Source organism: Pseudomonas sp. UBA4617 (genome assembly GCF_002386445.1).
Classification (GTDB): domain Bacteria; phylum Pseudomonadota; class Gammaproteobacteria; order Pseudomonadales; family Pseudomonadaceae; genus Aquipseudomonas.
The window spans coordinates 52,287-70,581 of sequence record NZ_DGIR01000038.1; the positions used below are offsets into that span (position 1 = coordinate 52,287).

The following is an 18,295-nucleotide window of genomic DNA, read 5'->3' on the forward strand; positions in this document are numbered from 1 at the left end:
GTCAGCGGGCGGTAAAGATCAGCACCGCACTCACCGGTACCGATGGGTTGATGGACTTGAGCCCAGCGAACTTGCGCAGGCGCTGCAGCCCGGGCAGCAGGCCGAAGTCCGCGGCGCGCAGCACCAGCGGCTCGAGGGTCACCACCTGGAAGCGCCGCTCGTCGAGGCGGGTGGCGAGCAGCAAGGCGTTGTAGCTGTGGGACTGGCCATGCAAGGTTACGGTCAGTGGCAGGCGCAGCTCGACCTGGGCACCATTGGCCAGGTCGTTTATCGGCCGCAGGTCCAGTTGTGCCTGCACCTTGGCTTCAGCAAAACGCTCGACGTCGAACAGATCCTCGCGCATGCGTTCGTCACGCTGGGGAATGCCGCTGCTCACTGAATCCATCTCGATGCGCAACCCGGCCGCGCCCTTGCGGTCGACCGTACCATGCAACACCAGAAAACGATGCACGTCGGCGGTGTCACCGTTCTTGCCAGTGATGAACGACAGGCGCGACGACTCGCCATCGAGGTGCCAGTTGGCGTGGGCAGGCAGGCACAAAGCCAGCAGCAAGGCGGGTAGCAGGCGGGGCAACTTGAACATGACGGATCTCGTGAAACCAGGCCGCCAACCTTACCCGCCCGCCTTCATGGCAGCAAGCGGCAGCCCTCGCGCGGGCCTTGCCAGGCAGCCTGGTGGCGCCGCCCCAGGCCTTCGGCGGTTACCAGCCGCTGCTGGCGGTCTTCCGCCAGCAGGCTCAGCGCCAGCCATTGTTTCACGTAGCCCTGGCAATACTCCGGCTCGAACCCCATGACGAAGCGGCACGAGCAATACTCCTTGGCCGAGTAGGCCGAAAGGATGCCGGGAAAATCAGCCAGGGCCTGACGCTCTTGCCACGCCCAGTACGACAGCCCCAGCAAGAGCAGCAGCATGACCCGCTTCATGCCCCCTCCCCGGCCAGCACCGCGAGTACCCGCCTGAGCAGTTCGTCGTGCTGGTAGCTGCCGTCGCGGTCATCGGCATAACGCACGATCACCAGCTTCTGCGTGGGCAGCACGTACAGCGCCTGCCCCCAATGGCCGAGGGCCGCATAGGTGTCTGCGGGAGCACTCGGCCAGGGCCGTGGCGCCCCGGCCAACGGCTGGTTGAGCCACCAGTGGCCACCGGGGTTGGCCTCGCCGGGCATGGCGTCGGCTTGGGCAAACGGCCTGCGACTGAAGGCCACCCAGGCTTCGGGCAGCAGTTGCCGGTCGTGCCAGCGCCCGTCGCGCTGCATCAGCAGACCGATGCGTGCCAGGTCGCGCGCCGTAAGGTACAGGTAGGAAGAACCGACATAGATGCCGGCCTGGTCACGTTCCCACACCGCGCTGGTGATGCCCAGCGGGGTGAACAACGCGAGCCAGGGGTATTGCGGGTATTGTTCGGCGCCGAGCATGCCGCGCAGGGCGGCGGCCAGCAGGTTGCTGTCGCCACTGGAATAGAGAAAGCGCTGGCCAGGGTTGGCGGCCGAGCCTCGCGCCGCGGTATAGGCCGCCATGTCGGCGCGGCCGCGGGTGTAGAGCATGGCCACCACTGTGGATTTCAGCGGAGCGTATTCGTAGTCTTCCTGCCAGTCCAGACCGCTGGCCCAGTGCAGCAGGTCGGCCATGCGCACGCCGGGGTGAGCGCGCATGGGCGGGTAGAAGCGGCTGACCGGGTCTTGCAGCTGGAAGCGCCCCTGGCCCTGCGCGACGCCCAGCACCGTGGCGAGCACGCTTTTGCTGATCGACCAGGTGAGGTGGGCAGTGGCTGCGGTGGTGGGCGCCGTATAGCGTTCGTACAGGATACGACCGTCACGGATGATCAGCAGGGCGTCGGTACGAATACCGGTGCGCTCCGGGGTGGGGCGGACGGGGAAGGCGTAGGCGTCGACAGCCTGCCAGTCGTGAGTGGCGTCATCGATCGGCCAGTCGGGTTGGGGCCAGCCCTCGGCCCAGGCACACCCTGTAGCCAGTGCCAGAATGACGAACAATGCCTTCATCGGGATTGCCTTTTTTCGGGGCCACTGTGCGGCCCCAGGTTTCATGCAATCACACAAACCTAACAGGCATTCATGACAATCCCACAGCCGCCCATGCCTTGTTCAACCGCTTCTCCCGCGCTGCAGCCGCCAGCGCCATCACGCCCTGGTCGCGCTGCCAGAGCTGCGCCCAATGCGCCGGCCCGGCTGCCAATGCCGCCTCGATTTCCCCCCGTAGCGCCTGGAACTGCGCAAACAAGCCACCCAGCAACAAATGACAAGCGACGGTATCGGCACACTGCCGGCTACCTTCGGCACACCCGGCCAGCAGCCCGAGCAACTGCAGGCGCAAGGCCTGCGGCCAGGCACACGCCTGGCCGACGCCATACAGCCAGGCCGTCAGTGCGGCGAGCACATACAAGTCCTCCAGCGAGCGGAACGGTTTCACATAGGCATCCCAGCCATCCCCCGCCAGCAGTTCGCAGGCTGCATGCTGCAGTACCAGTCGTCCATGGCCCACCTCCGGCATCAGCGGCAGGGTCGGCAGCGCTTCCAGCGTCACCCCCGGCTCGCCGGGGTAGACCACCGCCAGGTTCAATTGCGCTGCCGCACCCATCGCCTCGCTGCGCGCCGCGACCAGCAACCACTCCGCCTCCAGGCCGGCGGTGACGAAGTCCTTGCTGCCGGTCAAGCGCAGGCCGTCCAGGCGCGTACGCATGTCCGCCGGCCGCACGCTGTGCCGTTCGCTGGCGCACAGGGCGCCGAGGCTCGGCGGAGCACTGGGCCAAAGCACGCGCAAGGCGGCCTGGTAACCGACCAGGAACGCCAGGCCCGGCGTGGCCATCGCCCGCCCGCCCAGAACCGCCAGTTCGAACGGGGCAACCGGGCCAAGGCGCTCGAGCAGCGCGGCATAGGTTTCGCCAAGGGTGCCCGCCAGTGCTTGGCGAAGCGGGTCGTTGAGTCGTTGCAACCAGGCCATGGAGCGGCTCCTTGCAGGGGGCTTTCGGCTAAGGCCGTGGGATGTCACGCAAGCATCACCAAAGCTTCACAGGGGTGACACCGCGTCTACCTAGGCTGACTTTGCACAACAAAGCCGACCGGCCGCAACCCTTCATGGCTGGCTTATGGAGACTCGTAATGACTCGGATCGCTCACGCTGGCGACAACAGCACCGAACGCCGTCTGCAAGCCGAACGCCTGGTTGGCGCCACGGCCCTGCACGAGGCCCAGGCCCTGCGCTACAAGGTGTTCAGCGCCGAATTCAAGGCCCGCCTCAAAGGTGCCGAGCACGGCCTGGACATGGATGACTACGACGTGCACTGCCGACACATCGGTGTGCGCGACCTGAGTACCGGCGAGCTGGTTGCCACCACGCGCCTGCTCGACCACCAGGCTGCCAGCAGCCTCGGCCGCTTCTACAGCGAAGAAGAATTCAACCTGCATGGCTTGTTACAGTTACAGGGTCCGATCCTCGAGCTGGGCCGCACCTGCGTGGCCCCCGACTACCGCAACGGCGGCACCATTGCCGTACTGTGGAGCGAACTGGCGGAAATCCTCAATGAAGGCTGCTACAGCTATCTGATGGGCTGCGCCAGCATCCCCATGCAGGATGGCGGAATACAGGCCCATGCGGTGATGCAGCGCCTGCGCGACCGTTACCTGTGCACCGAGCACCTGCGCGCCGAACCGAAAAAACCGCTGCCCAAGCTGGCCCTGCCGAACAACGTGATTGCCGAAATGCCTCCCCTGCTCAAGGCCTATATGCGCCTGGGCGCGAAAATTTGCGGCGAGCCATGCTGGGACGAAGACTTCCAGGTCGCCGACGTGTTCATCCTGCTCAAGCGCGACGAGTTGTGCCCGCGCTATGCCCGCCACTTCAAGGCAGCGGTGTGATGCCGAAGCTGCGGGTATCGGCCCGCCTGACGCGACTGCTGCTGGTCCTGCTGCTGGGCATGCTGCTGGCCAGCGTGGTCTCCCTCGGCGAGCGCCTGGGCTTCAAGCCCTCGCTGGAACGCCGCCAGCGCTGGACCTGCCTGTTCATGAAACGCCTGGTCGCGGCGCTGCCGTTCGACGTCCGGGTGCTCGGCGAGCTGCCGCAGCGGCCAATGCTGTGGGTCAGCAACCACGTGTGCTGGACCGACATCCCTTTGCTCGGCATGCTGCTGCCACTGTCCTTCCTGTCCAAGGCCGAAGTGCGCCACTGGCCGGTGGCCGGCTGGCTGGCGGAGAAGGCCGGCACGCTGTTCATCCGCCGGGGCGGCGGTGACAGCCAGCGCCTGCGTGAACAGATTGCCGGGCAATTAGGCCTGGCCCGTCCGCTTTTGATCTTCCCCGAAGGTACCACCACCAGCGGGCGGACCCTGCGCACCTTCCATGGCCGCCTGCTGGCGGGCGCCATCGACCGTGGGGTGGCGGTACAACCGGTGGCCATCCAGTACCTGCGCAATGGCCAGATCGACCCGATTGCGCCATTCATTGGTGAGGATGACCTGGTGTCGCACTTGCTGCGCCTGTTCGCCCAGCCGCGGAGTGAAGTGTGCATCCACTTGCTGCAGCCGATCGGCAGCGTCGGCAAGGAACGGGCGATGCTCGCATTGCAGGCGCAGCAGGCGATTCAGCGGGCGTTGTTCGGGGCTGTAGAAGTTGAAGTTGTGGCTCGGCGGCAGGCGCGGGCCGCCTGAGCTTGTGCTTTTCAGGACCGGCGTCTTCGCGGGTGTGCCTGCGAAGACGCCGGCACAGGCCTAACTGCCTGACATCCGCCCCGCCGCCGCGTACGCCTGCAATTGCGGATAGAATTCACGAAAATCCGCCAGCAACGGCTCGTATAGCCGTTCCAGCTCTCCCATTACCCCCAGCATCCCCTCCGGCCGCGACAGCCGTCGGGCAATGCCGTTGAACACCTGATCCAGCGTGGCGAAATCACCATACGCGCCCAGCCAGTCATCCGCCGCCATCAACGGTGCAATCCGCGCCAGCCGCCCGGGCAGCTCGGGTTCCGCCAACAGCACTCGATAAAACGCCTCAGTGAACTGCTCCAGCGGTTGCTCGGCATAATCCTGCCAATGCCGGGCCAGGCAGTGATCGAAGAACACATCCACAACGATGCCGGCAAAGCGCCGCCGCTCAGGTGGAAAACGTGCCAGTGCCGCGAGTACCAACGGATGCTGGTCGGTATAGCTGTCGATTCGACGGTGCAGCCGGATGGCCGCCTCCAGCGCAGGCGGGAAGCGCCCTTCCAGCGGGCCTTTGACAAAATCGCCATACAGGCTGCCAAGCAGTTGTTGCGGCGCCGGGCCGCCCAGATGAAGGTGTGCGAGGTAGTTCATGGGCGCAGTCTAGCACCGTCTGCGCCTATATCGTTATAACGCGATATATCGATTCGTACGTCACTCAGAACGTCTTCGTATTTGTATATCGGTAGTTCACGATTTACATTTCGCCCTATCGCGATATACCGCTACAACGAGCCTCAACCCATGCCTCTCGATCTCGACGAAATCATAAAAGCGCTGGCCCACCCAGTCAGACGAGAAATCCTCGGCTGGCTGAAAGACCCGGCAGGGCACTTCCCGGACCAATACCACAGCACCGAGAACGGCGTCTGTGCCGGGCAGATCGATCAACGCTGCGGCCTGTCGCAATCAACCGTCTCTGCCCACCTGGCCACCCTGCAGCGCGCCGGGTTGGTCAGCAGCCAGAAGATCGGCCAGTGGCATTTCTTCAAACGCAACGAAACCACCATCCAGGCGTTTCTCGAACAATTGCGCCAAGCACTCTGAACAGGCAGGTAACCTTCATGACCACGCTTTTCGATCCGATTACCCTGGGCGACCTGCAATTGCCCAACCGCATCATCATGGCCCCGCTCACCCGCTGCCGCGCCGATGAAGGCCGCGTGCCCAATGCGCTGATGGCCGAGTACTACGTGCAGCGCGCCAGTGCCGGGCTGATCCTCAGCGAGGCGACCTCGGTCAGCCCCATGGGTGTCGGCTACCCGGATACCCCCGGCATCTGGAACGACGAGCAGGTACGTGGCTGGAACAATGTGACCAAGGCCGTGCATGCAGCGGGCGGGCGCATTTTCCTGCAGCTGTGGCACGTCGGTCGCATCTCCCACCCTAGCTACCTGAACGGCGAACTGCCCGTAGCCCCCAGTGCAATCCAGCCCAAGGGCCATGTGAGCCTGGTACGCCCGCTCAGTGACTACCCCACCCCGCGCGCGTTGGAAACAGAGGAAATCGCCGACATCGTCGAGGCCTACCGCAGCGGTGCCGAGAATGCCAAGGCCGCAGGCTTCGATGGCGTAGAAATTCATGGTGCCAACGGCTACCTGCTCGACCAGTTCCTGCAAAGCAGCACCAACCAGCGCACCGACCGCTACGGCGGCTCGCTGGAAAACCGTGCGCGCCTGCTGCTGGAGGTCACCGACGCGGCCATCGAGGTATGGGGGGCGAACCGTGTCGGCGTGCACCTGGCACCACGCGCCGATGCCCATGACATGGGCGATGCCGACCGCGCCGAAACCTTCACCTATGTCGCCCGCGAGCTGGGCAAACGGGGCATTGCCTTCATCTGCTCACGCGAGCGGGAGGCCGATGACAGCATCGGACCGTTGATCAAGCAAGCGTTCAGCGGCCCGTACATCGTCAACGAGCGCTTCGACAAGGCCAGCGCCAATGCGGCCCTGGCCAGTGGCAAGGCGGATGCGGTGGCGTTCGGCGTGCCGTTCATCGCCAACCCGGACCTGCCGGCACGGCTGGCGGCGGATGCGCCGTTGAATGAAGCGCGGCCGGAGACCTTCTATGGCAAGGGGCCGGTGGGTTACATCGACTATCCACGGTTGTAACCGGGATTGCCGGGGCCGCTTTGCGGCCCTGTGTCGCGAAAGGAGGGCAACGCCCTCCCCGGCCCTGTCACGGCCGGGCGTTGATCTGCTGCTGCAGGTTCTGGATCTGGCTCTGCAAGGTATTCAGGTTGCGGGTCGTCTGCGCACGGAAGGCATCGAACTCCTGCACCGAAGCACCACTGGCAGCCGCCGCCGGACGATTGTCGATCTGGCTCTTGAGCACCAACATGTCCTGCTCCAGGTCCTGGATAGCCGCGCTCGGGTTACCCTGCTTCTTCAGCGCCGCCACCTCGCCGCTCAGGCTCTTGAGCTGACCATCCAGCTTGCCATTGTCGGCCTGTGCGGCCTTCAGTGCGGCAACCTGTTCACCAAGGCCCTTGAGCTGGGCATCCAGTTTGCCCCCATCGACCTGGCCCGAGCGCAACGCGGCCAGTTCGCCGTTCACTTGCTTCAGTTGCGCCTGCAACTGGCTCTGCAGCTCGGTCACGGCCTTCTGCTGTTCACGGGTATCGGCCAGCACCTGCTCCAGGCGCTTGCCCAGGTCACCGGTCTGCCCGGCCACCCCCTTCTGCAACTGACGAAGCTGCAGTTTCAAGGCCTCGCTATTGGTAGTGGCCCCCGACTCGCTGGCCGCGACCTTGCCGCTGATGGCCTGCAGGCGCCCGGCCGCTTCCTCGCTGATGCGGGCAAAGCTTTCCTGGGTCGCCACCAGTTGCTGTTCCATCAGGGAAATCTGCTGGAAGCTCCACCAGCCGAGGCCCGCCAAGGCGATGAACGAGGCCCCGAGCAAGGCCCAAAGAGGCGCCGTACTGGCCCCGCGGGCGGCTTTCTGGCGGCTGCGCACCACGTGCGCGGGCATCAGTTCGTCATCGTCATGCGTGCCGGCCCGCAGGGTAGGCACGTCATCGTAGTCATCATGAGCATGGTTACGCATGGATACATTCAACCGCGGTAGTCGCAAAGAGGCACGAGTATAAACCGCCAGCGCGGCGCGTTGATGACCATCGTCGGCCCGTCGGCCTCATGGTCCTGGCGGCTGGTGCTGCCACCAGGCGCAGAATTCATCCAGCGCCGTCCACAGGCTGACCTTGGGATGGTAGTCCAGATACTGCCGGGCGCGGCTGATATCCAGGGTGAAATCGCGGCTCATTACCTGCATGCCCAGGCGTGACAGGGTCGGTTGCGGGCGTCCCGGCCATAGCAGGCAGGCCGCCTCGTTCAGCGCAGCCAGGCTGTAGGCCAGGCCGTAGGAACGGTAGCGGGTGACTTGCGGCAACTGCATCTTGCGCATCACGTAATTGACCACATCCCATAGCGGCAATGGCTGGCCGTTGCTGATGTTGTAGGCCTGGCCCAGCGCCCGGTCGGCGGCGAACAAGGCACTGAACAGCGCCTCGTTGAGGTTGTGCACACTGGTGAAATCCACCTTGTTCAGGCCGTTGCCGACGATTGCCATGCGGCCCTTGCGCTGCATTTGCATCAGCCGCGGAAAAATACTGGCGTCGCCGGCCCCGGTGACGAAACGTGGGCGCAGCGCCAGCACCTCGAGGCCGAACTCCTGGGCACCGAACACCTTCTGCTCGGCCAGGTACTTGGTCTGCCCATAGTGGTCGTGGAAGCGACGCGGCACCTGGTCTTCGCGGATATCCAGGCGCGAGCGGCCGTTGAAGTAGATGGACGGCGACGACAGGTGCACCAGGCGGCGCACGTGCTCCTTGAGGCAGCCCTCGACCACGTTCTCGGTGACCACCACGTTGCCTTGGTAGAAGTCCTGGTAGCGCCCCCAGTTGCCCACCGCGCCGGCGCAGTGCACCACGGCCTCGACGCCCTGGCAGAGGCGACGGGCCAGCTCGGCATCGCCGAGGTCGCCGGGGATGAACTGGGCGCCGCGCTTGACCAGGTGCTCGACCCCTTCCGCGCGGCGGCCGCTGACCCGCACGTCCAGGCCCTGCTCAAGGGCAAAGCGCGCAAAGCGCCCGCCAATGAAGCCGCTCGCGCCGGTGACCAGAATTCGCATGTAAGACTCCGTCTTGCCAGATTTCAGATGCAACTGACGCCAGCCGTGGCTACAAGGGCACCAGCCATTGCCGTGCGCAGTGGCGCAGATGCTCGGTCAGTTGCGCGAGCAGTTGCCCGCCGTTGCGCCAATGATGCCAGTACAACGGCACATCGATGGGGGTATCGCTGCAGATTTCCACCAATTGCCCGCCAGCCAGTTGATCACGGGCTTGCAGTTCGGGCACCAGGCCCCAACCCAGGCCGGCTTCGGTCATGCGCAGGAAACCTTCCGAGGACGGGCACAGGTGGTGCAGGAAACCACCGTCGATGCCCAGCGATGCCAGGTAACGGTGCTGCAGGAAGTCGTCCGGGCCATAGACGATCGCCGGCGTACGGGCCAGGCGGCCCGCAGCGAAACCCTGGGGAAAATGCCGCGCCATGAACCCGGGGCTGGCCAGTGCCCGGTAACGCATGGCGCCCAGTGGCAGGCTACGCGCTCCGGCCACCGGGCGCTCGCTGGCGCACAGACAGGCTGCCACTTCGCCGGCACGCATGCGCTTCAGGCCTACTTCCTGGTCTTCCACCACCAGGTCGGTCAGCACCTTGTGCTGCGCGCAGAAATTGCCCACCGCAGCGGCCCACCAGGTGGCCAGGCTGTCGGCGTTGAGGGCGATGCGCAGGCGCTCCGGCATGCCGCCCTCGTCCAGCGCCGGCACCTGGCGTTGCAGGTCGCGTTCGAGCAGGCGCACCTGTTGCACATGGTTGAGCAACTGACGACCGACTTCGGTCGTGCCTGGCGGTGTGGCTCGTACCAGCACCGGCTGGCCTACCCGCGCCTCGAGCAACTTGATGCGCTGGGATATGGCTGACTGCGACAGGCCCAGCACCTGCGCCGCGCGCTCGAAACCACCTTGTTCGATCACCGCCGCGAGGGCGGCCAGCAGTTTGTAGTCGAACATCGATTTTCCTAATGCCTGATCAGCGCTATTTGTTTTTCTTATATAACCCGTTTGCGCACAATGGCCAGCATCTTTTCTCGACACTCCTGGAGATTTGGCCATGTGGCAGAGCTATCTCAACGGCATGCTGGTGGCCTTCGGCCTGATCATGGCCATCGGCGCCCAGAACGCCTTCGTCCTCGCCCAGAGCCTGCGCCGCGAGCATCACCTGCCGGTGGCAGCGCTATGTATTCTCTGTGACGCGGTCCTGGTGGCAGCCGGGGTGTTCGGCCTGGCCACCGTGCTGGCGCACAACCCGACCTTGCTGGCGGTCGCCCGTTGGGGCGGCGCGGTATTCCTGATCTGGTACGGCACCAAGGCGTTGCGCAGCGCCTGCTCCCGGCAGAGCCTGCAGCATCAGCAGGGCCAAGGCGCACGCTCACGCCGCGCGGTGCTGCTCAGCGCCCTGGCGGTGACCCTGCTGAACCCGCACGTGTATCTCGACACGGTGTTGCTGATCGGCTCGCTGGGGGCCCAGCAGAGCGCGCCTGGGGCCTATGTGGCCGGGGCTGCCAGCGCCTCGCTGGTGTGGTTTTCGACCCTGGCGATTGGCGCAGCCTGGCTGGCGCCTTGGCTGGCACGGCCAGCGACCTGGCGCATGCTGGACCTGATGGTCGCGGTCATGATGTTCGCGGTGGCGGCGCAGTTGGTCTTCAGCTGAACACCGGTTTTCCGCTTCGCAGCCCAGCGTGCCGGGGCCGCGCGGCTCCCTTGGTGTGAGGCAGGCCGCGGGTACAGGGGTTTCCGTACACGCACCTGCCTGCAAACGACCACCACTGATCGCCAGCCGCCAACCGCTCTGGAACCTCTATTCCCTATCTTTGTTGCGTGGTTATGCGCCGGGCCCGGTGCTATGATCCAGCCCTTGCGTCGCAAAGAGTTCAATCTCGCTGACGCTGATCGGGCCGCCCGTGATCGGCCTTGCGCAAACCGCAAACAGACCTGAATCAGGAGATCCACCATGGCTTTTGAATTGCCGCCGCTGCCGTACGCCCACGATGCCCTGCAGCCGCACATCTCCAAGGAAACCCTGGAGTATCACCACGACAAGCACCACAACACCTATGTCGTGAACCTGAACAACCTGGTCCCAGGCACCGAATTCGAAGGCAAGACCCTGGAAGAGATCGTCAAGAGCTCTTCGGGCGGTATCTTCAACAACGCCGCTCAAGTCTGGAACCACACCTTCTACTGGAACTGCCTGTCGCCAAACGGCGGCGGCCAGCCGACCGGTGCCCTGGCTGACGCCATCAACGCCGCTTTCGGCTCCTTCGACAAGTTCAAGGAAGAGTTCACCAAGACGTCGGTTGGCACCTTCGGTTCCGGCTGGGGCTGGCTGGTGAAGAAGGCTGACGGTTCCCTGGCCCTGGCCAGCACCATCGGCGCCGGCTGCCCGCTGACCAGCGGCGACACCCCGCTGCTGACCTGCGACGTCTGGGAACACGCCTACTACATCGACTACCGCAACCTGCGTCCGAAGTACGTCGAGGCGTTCTGGAACCTGGTCAACTGGGCCTTCGTTGCCGAACAGTTCGAAGGCAAGACCTTCAAGGCCTGAGTCATTCAGCCTCGAGCAGGAAGCCCGGCCACCCCGGGCCTCTTGCCAAAAATCCGATGCCAGCCCCCTGGCATCGGATTTTTTTTCAGGGCATTTGCCCAGGGTCGGCGCGCAAGGCGTTCATGAGACGTATCGTTCAAGCCAGCCGAGGCTATCGGCAGTAGACCCCGCAGGCCGGTATTCACACCCGATCCACCCCGTATAGCCGCGCTGCTCCAGCGCCGTGAACAGTCCTGCAATGTCCATCTGCCCTGTCCCAGGCTGATGCCGCCCCGGGCAATCGGCCACCTGCACATGCACCGTGCGCTCTCGAAGAACTGCGCCAGCACATCGTCCGCATTTCCGCAGTGCCAACTGTAAATAAGCTTTCCCCCGCCCTGCCCCGCAACAATTTGATAACGCTTTCATCCGCAGTGCCTGCCTGATGGCGGATGCTGTGCTCGTCTGCATGCGTAGCCGGGTATCACTTTGTATTGCGGGGGAGCCGCCGTTTCTCCAACGGCGTGGCAAACCTGGCCCGCTCCACAGGCCTTCTGCACGAAGAGTGTGCCACGCCTGTGGCAGCGGCCCTCGCCAGCAAAGCAACCCGCCCGCTTGTCACCTGCGCCCGCCCCGCAAAACGCTTGCTCAGCCCGCATACCGCGCTAACATCAAACCTTTGGAAGATTGCTACAGCGCATTCAAGTTGCGGGGTAAGGCAACCGATACACTGCTCATGGTCGGCCGGTAGTGTATCGTCATCGTTGATGGCAAAATGATGCCATGCGCATGGATTAAGGAAACCCCATTGAAGCTGGAATTGCGGAACAGCTTGTCGGTCAAGTTGCTCAGGGTCGTGCTGCTGTCGGCGCTGGTGGTCGGCGTCGTGCTCAGCTGTGCGCAAATCATCTACGACACCTACAAGACCCGCCAGGCCGTGAACAACGATGCCCAGCGCATCCTCGACATGTTCCGCGACCCTTCGACCCAGGCGGTGTACAGCCTCGACCGGGAAATGGGCATGCAAGTGATGGAAGGCCTGTTCCAGGATGAGTCGGTGCGCATGGCCTCCATCGGCCACCCCAACGAAACCATGCTGGCAGAAAAATCCCGTCCGCTGCGGGACACGACCATGCGCTGGCTGACCGACCTTATCCTCGGCCAGGAACGCACCTACACCACGCAACTGGTCGGCCGCGGCCCCTACAGCGAATACTACGGCGACCTGAACATCACCCTCGATACCTCGGCCTACGGCGAGGACTTCCTGATCAACGCCGTGATCATCTTCATTTCCGGCGTACTACGGGCCCTGGCCATGGGCATGGTGCTGTATCTGGTCTACCACTGGTTATTGACCAAGCCACTGTCGAAGATCATCGAGCACCTCACCCAGATCAACCCCGACCGCCCCAGCCAGCACCAGTTGCCACTGCTCAAGGGCCACGAAAAGAACGAACTGGGCCTGTGGGTGAATACCGCCAACCAGTTGCTGGCCTCGATCGAGCGCAACACCCACTTGCGCCACGAGGCAGAAAACAGCCTGCAACGCATGGCCCAGTACGACTTTCTCACTGGCCTGCCCAACCGCCAGCAGCTGCAACAGCAGCTGGACAAGATCCTCATCGACGGCGGCCGCCTGCAACACCGGGTGGCGGTACTGTGCCTGGGGCTCGACGATTTCAAGGGCATCAACGAGCAATTCAGCTACCAGGTCGGTGACCAGCTGCTGCTGGCCCTGGCCGACCGCCTGCGCGCCCACAGTAGCCGCCTGGGTGCCCTGGCCCGGCTGGGCGGCGACCAGTTCGCCCTGGTGCAGGCCAATATCGAGCAACCCTACGAGGCGGCCGAACTGGCGCAAAGCATCCTCGATGACCTGGAAGTGCCGTTCGACCTCGACCACCACCGACAGATCCGACTGCGCGCCACCATCGGCATCACCCTGTTCCCGGAGGACGGCGACAGCACCGAGAAACTGCTACAGAAAGCCGAACAGACCATGACCCTGGCCAAGGCCCGGTCGCGTAACCGCTACCAGTTTTATATCGCCAGCGTCGACAGCGAGATGCGTCGCCGCCGCGAGTTGGAAAAAGACCTGCGCGAAGCCCTGCCGCGCAACCAGTTGTACCTGGTGTACCAGCCGCAGGTCAGCTACCGCGACCACCGAGTGGTCGGTGTCGAGGCGTTGCTGCGCTGGCAGCACCCGGAACTGGGCATGGTACCGCCGGACCAGTTCATCCCCCTCGCCGAACAGAACGGCAGCATCATCGCCATTGGCGAGTGGGTACTCGACCAGGCCTGCCGGCAACTGCGCGAATGGCATGACATGGGCTTCAGCGACCTGCGCATGGCAGTCAACCTGTCCACCGTGCAGTTGCACCACAACGAACTGCCGCGGGTGGTCAACAATCTGCTGCAGGCCTACCGCCTGCCCCCGCGCAGCCTGGAGCTGGAGGTGACCGAAACCGGCCTGATGGAAGACATCAGCACCGCCGCCCAGCACCTGCTGAGCCTACGCCGCTCCGGGGCGCTGATTGCCATCGACGACTTTGGCACCGGCTACTCTTCGCTCAGTTACCTGAAATCGCTGCCGCTGGACAAGATCAAGATCGACAAGAGCTTCGTCCAGGACCTGCTGGACGACGATGACGACGCCACCATCGTTCGCGCGATCATCCAGCTGGGCAAGAGCCTGGGCATGCAGGTGATCGCCGAAGGCGTGGAAACCGTCGAACAGGAAACGTATATAATTGCCCAGGGTTGCCACGAGGGCCAGGGCTACCACTACAGCAAGCCGTTGCCAGCCCGCGAGCTGACCAACTTCCTCAAACAGGCGCAGCGCAACCAGGTGTCGATGACCTGAAGCACCCCAGCAGCCGCTGGGCGTAGCCGCCGCCAGCATAATTTGCATAGCGCCCCTTTACAGCAAATGCAAATCTTTCGCATGATGTTGTCGTTTCGCGTGCCACGGCGCACGGTCTCCCCCTTGGTCCAACCACACGACGCAGGAAAACCAATAATGATTCGAATGCCTCTGGCCTCCGCCAGTCTGCTGGCCATTGCCATCGCTCTCGCCGGTTGCGGTGAAGGCAAGGACGACAAGGCCGCCGCGCCGCAAGCCCAGGCACCGGCTGCCGCCAGCACCACCACTGCAGCGCCCGGGGCTGTCGACGAGGCTGCCGGCAAAGCCGTAGTCAAGCATTACGCCGAGCTGGTGCATGCCGTGTACAGCGACTCCCTGAGCACTGCCAAGACCCTGCAGAGCGCAGTCGACGCGTTCCTGGCCAAGCCCAACGACGAAACCCTGAAGGCCGCCCGGGGCGCCTGGGTCGCCTCGCGCGTACCGTACCTGCAGAGCGAAGTGTTCCGCTTCGGCAACACCATCATCGACGACTGGGAAGGCCAGGTGAACGCCTGGCCGCTGGATGAAGGCCTGATCGACTACGTCGACAAGAGCTACGAGCATGCCCTGGGCAACCCGGCAGCCAGCGCCAACATCATCGCCAACAGCGAGATCCAGGTCGGCGAAGAGAAGATCGACGTCAAGCAGATCACCCCCGAGAAACTCGCCAGCCTGAACGAGCTGGGCGGTTCCGAGGCCAACGTCGCTACCGGCTACCACGCCATCGAGTTCCTGCTCTGGGGCCAGGACCTGAATGGTACCGGCCCGGGCGCAGGCAACCGCCCGGCCTCGGACTACCTGGAAGGCAAGGGCGCCACCGGCGGCCACAACGACCGCCGTCGCGCCTACCTGAAAGCGGTCACCGACCTGCTGGTCAAGGATCTCGAGGAAATGGTCGGCAACTGGGCTCCGAACGTTGCTGACAACTACCGCGCCAAGCTGGAAGCCGAGCCGGTAAACGACGGCCTGCGCAAGATGCTGTTCGGCATGGGCAGCCTGTCGCTGGGCGAACTGGCGGGCGAGCGCATGAAGGTTTCGCTGGAAGCCAACTCGCCGGAAGACGAGCACGATTGCTTCAGCGACAACACCCACTATTCGCACTTCTATGACGCCAAGGGCATCCGCAACGTCTACCTGGGCGAGTACACCCGCCCGGACGGCAGCAAGGTGACCGGCCCAAGCCTGTCGTCGCTGGTGGCCAAGGTCGACCCGGCTGCCGACGCCACCCTCAAGGCCGATCTGGAAGCCACCGAAGCCAAGATCCAGGTGATCGTCGACCACGCCCTCAAGGGTGAGCACTACGACCAGCTGATCGCCGCCGACAACGCTGCCGGCAACCAGATCGTGCGTGACGCCATCGCCGCCCTGGTCAAACAGACTGGTGCGATCGAACAGGCTGCGGGCAAGCTGGGTATTGCCAACCTGAACCCGGATACTGCGGATCACGAGTTCTGATCTGCTAACGGCGCTTCAACCAGACGCCCGGCCTTGTGCCGGGCGTTTTCGTTTGCCCGGCAGGGGCAACGCTTCCCGCTGGCCCCTGGTTGGCTTGACGCCCATGCTGGCGACCTTCATTGGAATCCCATACAGGAGGTACCGTGCTGCAGATTCTGGATGTGTGGGGGGAGGGCCGCATCGTGCAACGCATGAATGGGTACGACCTGGTTACCGGCTTCAACAACGCCTACAACCTGAACAAGGCTGGCCAACTCGTTTCCAACGGCCCCGACACTGGCAAGCGTATCCCCAACCTGATCATCGTCTACGAATACGACGCACCCGATTTCCCGCTCGACTCCTACCAGATTCCGCATGTCACCCTGATGGGTGCCCCGATCACGCAGCATGTCGCCGAGGAGATGTGCCGGGTGGTTGCACGCCCCGGCAAGATCTACCTGTACGACCCCAACGAAGCCGACCGACGCAGGTTCGAGTCAGTCGCCTTCGCGCAGGGCCTGCAACTGCTGGGACGCTTTGCCCCCGCCAGACTCGAGCCCCCCTTCAACGAAATCACCTTGCTCGCGGCCTACGTCTATCGCGCCCCGAGCGGCCCGTTGCCACGACCGGACATCCACCAAGAGGAAATGCCCCATGGCTAGCGTGACCTACCTGCGTTCCATCGCCAACAACACCCCCTACACCCTGACCCTGATCGACGGTGAAAACCGCAGCCATAGCCTGGCAATCGGCGCCCAGCACGTCTGGAATGGCTCGCTGGCCATCCCCTGGATCGGTAAATCGGAAGAAAACAACAAAGCCATGCGGCTGATCCTTGGCCCGGCTGCCAAGACCAGTATCTGGATCTTCCAGGATTACTGGGAACCCGCCCACAAGGATGCGATCAAGTTCCTCAGCGCCTCGGCGATGGATTACACCAGCCTGGAAATCGAAGAGGTGGCAGGTGACAATCGCCATGGCGGCAACAAGAACCTGATCGTCAGCCTGGTCAACCGGCAATTCGAGCTGTACATGGCCTGAGCTGTTCCTGGTAGCGACGATTTCATCAGGCAAACGCAAATTGCTCTTATTCAAAGATCCTGGGCCTGCTAAGCTTGCACGCCGGTTTTTCGCTCACGCCCAGGATCCTCGATGTCCTCGTCGCTGTTTCGACTCTCCCCCCTGCTGCTGGCCTTTGCCCTCGCCGCTTGTGACGACGCGCCGCGTTTCACCCAGGCCGAGCCCGGCGAAGCGTTGTCGGCTGGCACGGCGACCGTGCAACGCAATGACCGCAACGCCTATTCCCTGCCCTCGGCCAACCTCTCGCCAGAGCGGCGCCTGGATTTCGCCGTGGGCAACAGTTTCTTTCGCAACCCTTGGGTGATCGCCCCGTCCACCACCACGGCACGTGACGGCCTGGGCCCATTGTTCAACACCAATGCCTGCCAGAACTGCCACGTGCGCGACGGCCGCGGCCACCCGCCAGAGCCGGGCGACAGCAACGCAGTGTCGATGCTGGTGCGCCTGTCGATCCCCGACCAGCCCTACCTGGCCAAGGTGGTCGAGCGCCTCGGCGTGGTGCCGGAGCCGGTCTATGGCACCCAGTTGCAGGACATGGCCATCCCCGGCGTGGCACCGGAAGGCAAGGTACGGGTCAGCTATACCCAGGAAACGCTGACGTTCAAGGATGGTTACCAGGTCGAGCTGCGCAAGCCGGCCCTGCAGATCACCCAGCTCGGCTATGGCGCGATGCACCCCGACACGCGTTTTTCGGCGCGGGTGGCGCCGCCGATGATCGGCCTGGGCCTGCTCGAAGCCATCCCCGAAGCCGACCTGCTGGCCAACGAAGACCCGGACGACCGCAACCACGACGGTATCCGCGGGCGCGCCAACCGGGTATGGGACGACGCCCTGGGCAAGACCGTGGTCGGCCGCTTCGGCTGGAAGGCCGGGCAGCCCAACGTCAACCAGCAGAACGTGCACGCCTTTGCCGGCGACATGGGCCTGACCACCACCCTGCAACCCAATGACGATTGCACGCCGGCCCAGGCCGCCTGCCTGGCCGCCCCCAACGGTGACGGTGCCGATGGCGAGAAGGAAGTCAGCGACAACATCCTGCGCCTGGTCACCTTCTACACCCGCAACCTGGCCGTGCCGGCGCGCCGTGACGTGGGCGCGCCAGAGGTACTGGCCGGCAAGAACCTGTTCTACCAGGCCGGCTGCCAGGGCTGCCACACACCGCAGTTCACCACGGCCGCCAATGCCACCGAGCCGGAGCTGGCCAACCAGCTGATTCGCCCCTACAGCGACCTGCTGCTGCATGACATGGGCCCGGGCCTGGCTGACGAACGCACCGAATTCGCCGCCAACGGCCAGGACTGGCGTACCCCGCCATTGTGGGGTATCGGCCTGAGCGAAACGGTCAGCGGCCACAGCCAGTTCCTGCACGATGGCCGCGCCCGCAACCTGCTCGAAGCCGTGCTCTGGCACGGCGGCGAAGCAGAGGCAGCGCGCAATGTCGTGCTTACTTTCGATGCCGGGCAGCGCGCCGCGTTGCTGGCTTTCCTGAACTCACTTTGAAACGCGCATAGGAGCCGG

General features: G+C 64.2%; 19 protein-coding genes and 1 pseudogene. 11 read left to right on the forward strand and 9 right to left on the reverse strand.

The genetic code is table 11. The annotated features are described in order from the left end of the window. Position 1: 1 nt before the first annotated feature. The 4 genes from B4L76_RS17000 to B4L76_RS17015 all read right to left on the reverse strand — a co-directional run bounded on the left by B4L76_RS17000 (position 2) and on the right by B4L76_RS17015 (position 2,958). Positions 2 to 583 carry a YceI family protein gene (locus tag B4L76_RS17000; protein WP_296234102.1) on the reverse strand — a complete coding sequence of 194 codons (582 nt, stop codon included), beginning with the start codon at positions 581 to 583 and terminating at the stop codon, positions 2 to 4. Positions 584 to 627: 44 nt separating this feature from the next. Then, on the reverse strand, positions 628 to 924 hold the full coding sequence (locus B4L76_RS17005; RefSeq protein ID WP_296234103.1) for an amidase: 297 nt from the start codon (positions 922 to 924) through the stop codon (positions 628 to 630). Then, the gene (locus tag B4L76_RS17010; RefSeq protein ID WP_296234104.1) at positions 921 to 2,000 is read right to left on the reverse strand and encodes a serine hydrolase domain-containing protein; all 1,080 of its coding nucleotides are present in this window, start codon (positions 1,998 to 2,000) and stop codon (positions 921 to 923) included. The genes B4L76_RS17005 and B4L76_RS17010 overlap by 4 nt, the downstream gene beginning before the upstream one ends. Before the next feature lie 70 nt (positions 2,001 to 2,070). Next, on the reverse strand, positions 2,071 to 2,958 hold the full coding sequence (locus B4L76_RS17015) for an acyl-CoA dehydrogenase (protein ID WP_296234106.1): 888 nt from the start codon (positions 2,956 to 2,958) through the stop codon (positions 2,071 to 2,073). A gap of 158 nt (positions 2,959 to 3,116) precedes the next feature. Here B4L76_RS17015 and olsB point away from each other — a divergent pair, with 158 nt between their 5' ends. Together olsB and B4L76_RS17025 are read left to right on the forward strand one after the other, a co-directional pair. Further along, positions 3,117 to 3,872 (forward strand): L-ornithine N(alpha)-acyltransferase, encoded by a 756-nt coding sequence (gene olsB / locus B4L76_RS17020; protein ID WP_296234107.1) that lies wholly within the window; start codon positions 3,117 to 3,119, stop codon positions 3,870 to 3,872. Then, positions 3,872 to 4,660, forward strand: coding sequence for a lysophospholipid acyltransferase family protein (locus B4L76_RS17025; protein WP_296234196.1), 789 nt, complete (start codon positions 3,872 to 3,874; stop codon positions 4,658 to 4,660). The genes olsB and B4L76_RS17025 overlap by 1 nt, the downstream gene beginning before the upstream one ends. 60 nt (positions 4,661 to 4,720) lie before the next feature. On the opposite strand, the gene B4L76_RS17030 is transcribed toward B4L76_RS17025, so the two are convergent. Beyond that, positions 4,721 to 5,305, reverse strand: a complete 585-nt coding sequence (locus tag B4L76_RS17030; RefSeq protein ID WP_296234109.1) for an ACP phosphodiesterase — start codon at positions 5,303 to 5,305, stop codon at positions 4,721 to 4,723. A 150-nt stretch (positions 5,306 to 5,455) separates the two neighbouring features. On the opposite strand from B4L76_RS17030, the gene B4L76_RS17035 reads away from it, so the two are divergent. Together B4L76_RS17035 and B4L76_RS17040 are read left to right on the forward strand one after the other, a co-directional pair. Then, positions 5,456 to 5,758 (forward strand): ArsR/SmtB family transcription factor, encoded by a 303-nt coding sequence (locus B4L76_RS17035; protein WP_296234111.1) that lies wholly within the window; start codon positions 5,456 to 5,458, stop codon positions 5,756 to 5,758. Positions 5,759 to 5,775: 17 nt separating this feature from the next. Further along, positions 5,776 to 6,825: an alkene reductase gene (locus tag B4L76_RS17040; RefSeq protein ID WP_296234113.1), complete on the forward strand. Its 1,050-nt coding sequence runs from the start codon at positions 5,776 to 5,778 to the stop codon at positions 6,823 to 6,825. A 67-nt stretch (positions 6,826 to 6,892) separates the two neighbouring features. Here the strand turns inward: B4L76_RS17040 and B4L76_RS17045 are convergent, their stop codons facing one another. From B4L76_RS17045 to B4L76_RS17055, 3 genes are all read right to left on the reverse strand, one after another. Continuing rightward, positions 6,893 to 7,759 (reverse strand): ATPase, encoded by an 867-nt coding sequence (locus B4L76_RS17045; protein WP_296234114.1) that lies wholly within the window; start codon positions 7,757 to 7,759, stop codon positions 6,893 to 6,895. Between the two features lie 87 nt (positions 7,760 to 7,846). Continuing rightward, positions 7,847 to 8,842, reverse strand: coding sequence for an NAD-dependent epimerase/dehydratase family protein (locus tag B4L76_RS17050; protein ID WP_296234115.1), 996 nt, complete (start codon positions 8,840 to 8,842; stop codon positions 7,847 to 7,849). Between the two features lie 49 nt (positions 8,843 to 8,891). Next, positions 8,892 to 9,782: a LysR family transcriptional regulator ArgP gene (locus tag B4L76_RS17055; RefSeq protein WP_296234116.1), complete on the reverse strand. Its 891-nt coding sequence runs from the start codon at positions 9,780 to 9,782 to the stop codon at positions 8,892 to 8,894. 100 nt (positions 9,783 to 9,882) lie between these two features. On the opposite strand from B4L76_RS17055, the gene B4L76_RS17060 reads away from it, so the two are divergent. Then, positions 9,883 to 10,482, forward strand: a complete 600-nt coding sequence (locus B4L76_RS17060) for a LysE/ArgO family amino acid transporter (protein WP_296234117.1) — start codon at positions 9,883 to 9,885, stop codon at positions 10,480 to 10,482. 300 nt (positions 10,483 to 10,782) lie between these two features. After that, positions 10,783 to 11,379, forward strand: a complete 597-nt coding sequence (locus B4L76_RS17065) for a superoxide dismutase (RefSeq protein WP_003255187.1) — start codon at positions 10,783 to 10,785, stop codon at positions 11,377 to 11,379. A 120-nt stretch (positions 11,380 to 11,499) separates the two neighbouring features. Here B4L76_RS17065 and B4L76_RS17070 read toward each other — a convergent pair. Further along, positions 11,500 to 11,723, reverse strand: a pseudogene (locus B4L76_RS17070) (TIM barrel protein); the annotation flags it as partial. Between the two features lie 443 nt (positions 11,724 to 12,166). On the opposite strand from B4L76_RS17070, the gene B4L76_RS17075 reads away from it, so the two are divergent. The 5 genes from B4L76_RS17075 to B4L76_RS17095 all read left to right on the forward strand — a co-directional run bounded on the left by B4L76_RS17075 (position 12,167) and on the right by B4L76_RS17095 (position 18,277). Then, positions 12,167 to 14,221 carry a putative bifunctional diguanylate cyclase/phosphodiesterase gene (locus tag B4L76_RS17075; protein ID WP_296234118.1) on the forward strand — a complete coding sequence of 685 codons (2,055 nt, stop codon included), beginning with the start codon at positions 12,167 to 12,169 and terminating at the stop codon, positions 14,219 to 14,221. A 156-nt stretch (positions 14,222 to 14,377) separates the two neighbouring features. Continuing rightward, positions 14,378 to 15,715 carry an imelysin family protein gene (locus tag B4L76_RS17080; protein WP_296234120.1) on the forward strand — a complete coding sequence of 446 codons (1,338 nt, stop codon included), beginning with the start codon at positions 14,378 to 14,380 and terminating at the stop codon, positions 15,713 to 15,715. A gap of 143 nt (positions 15,716 to 15,858) precedes the next feature. Next, on the forward strand, positions 15,859 to 16,359 hold the full coding sequence (locus B4L76_RS17085; protein ID WP_296234121.1) for a hypothetical protein: 501 nt from the start codon (positions 15,859 to 15,861) through the stop codon (positions 16,357 to 16,359). After that, a complete protein-coding gene (locus tag B4L76_RS17090) occupies positions 16,352 to 16,738 on the forward strand; it encodes a hypothetical protein (protein WP_296234122.1) in 387 nt (128 codons plus the stop codon). The genes B4L76_RS17085 and B4L76_RS17090 overlap by 8 nt, the downstream gene beginning before the upstream one ends. 111 nt (positions 16,739 to 16,849) lie before the next feature. Then, positions 16,850 to 18,277: a di-heme oxidoredictase family protein gene (locus B4L76_RS17095; protein WP_296234124.1), complete on the forward strand. Its 1,428-nt coding sequence runs from the start codon at positions 16,850 to 16,852 to the stop codon at positions 18,275 to 18,277. Positions 18,278 to 18,295: the final 18 nt, after the last annotated feature.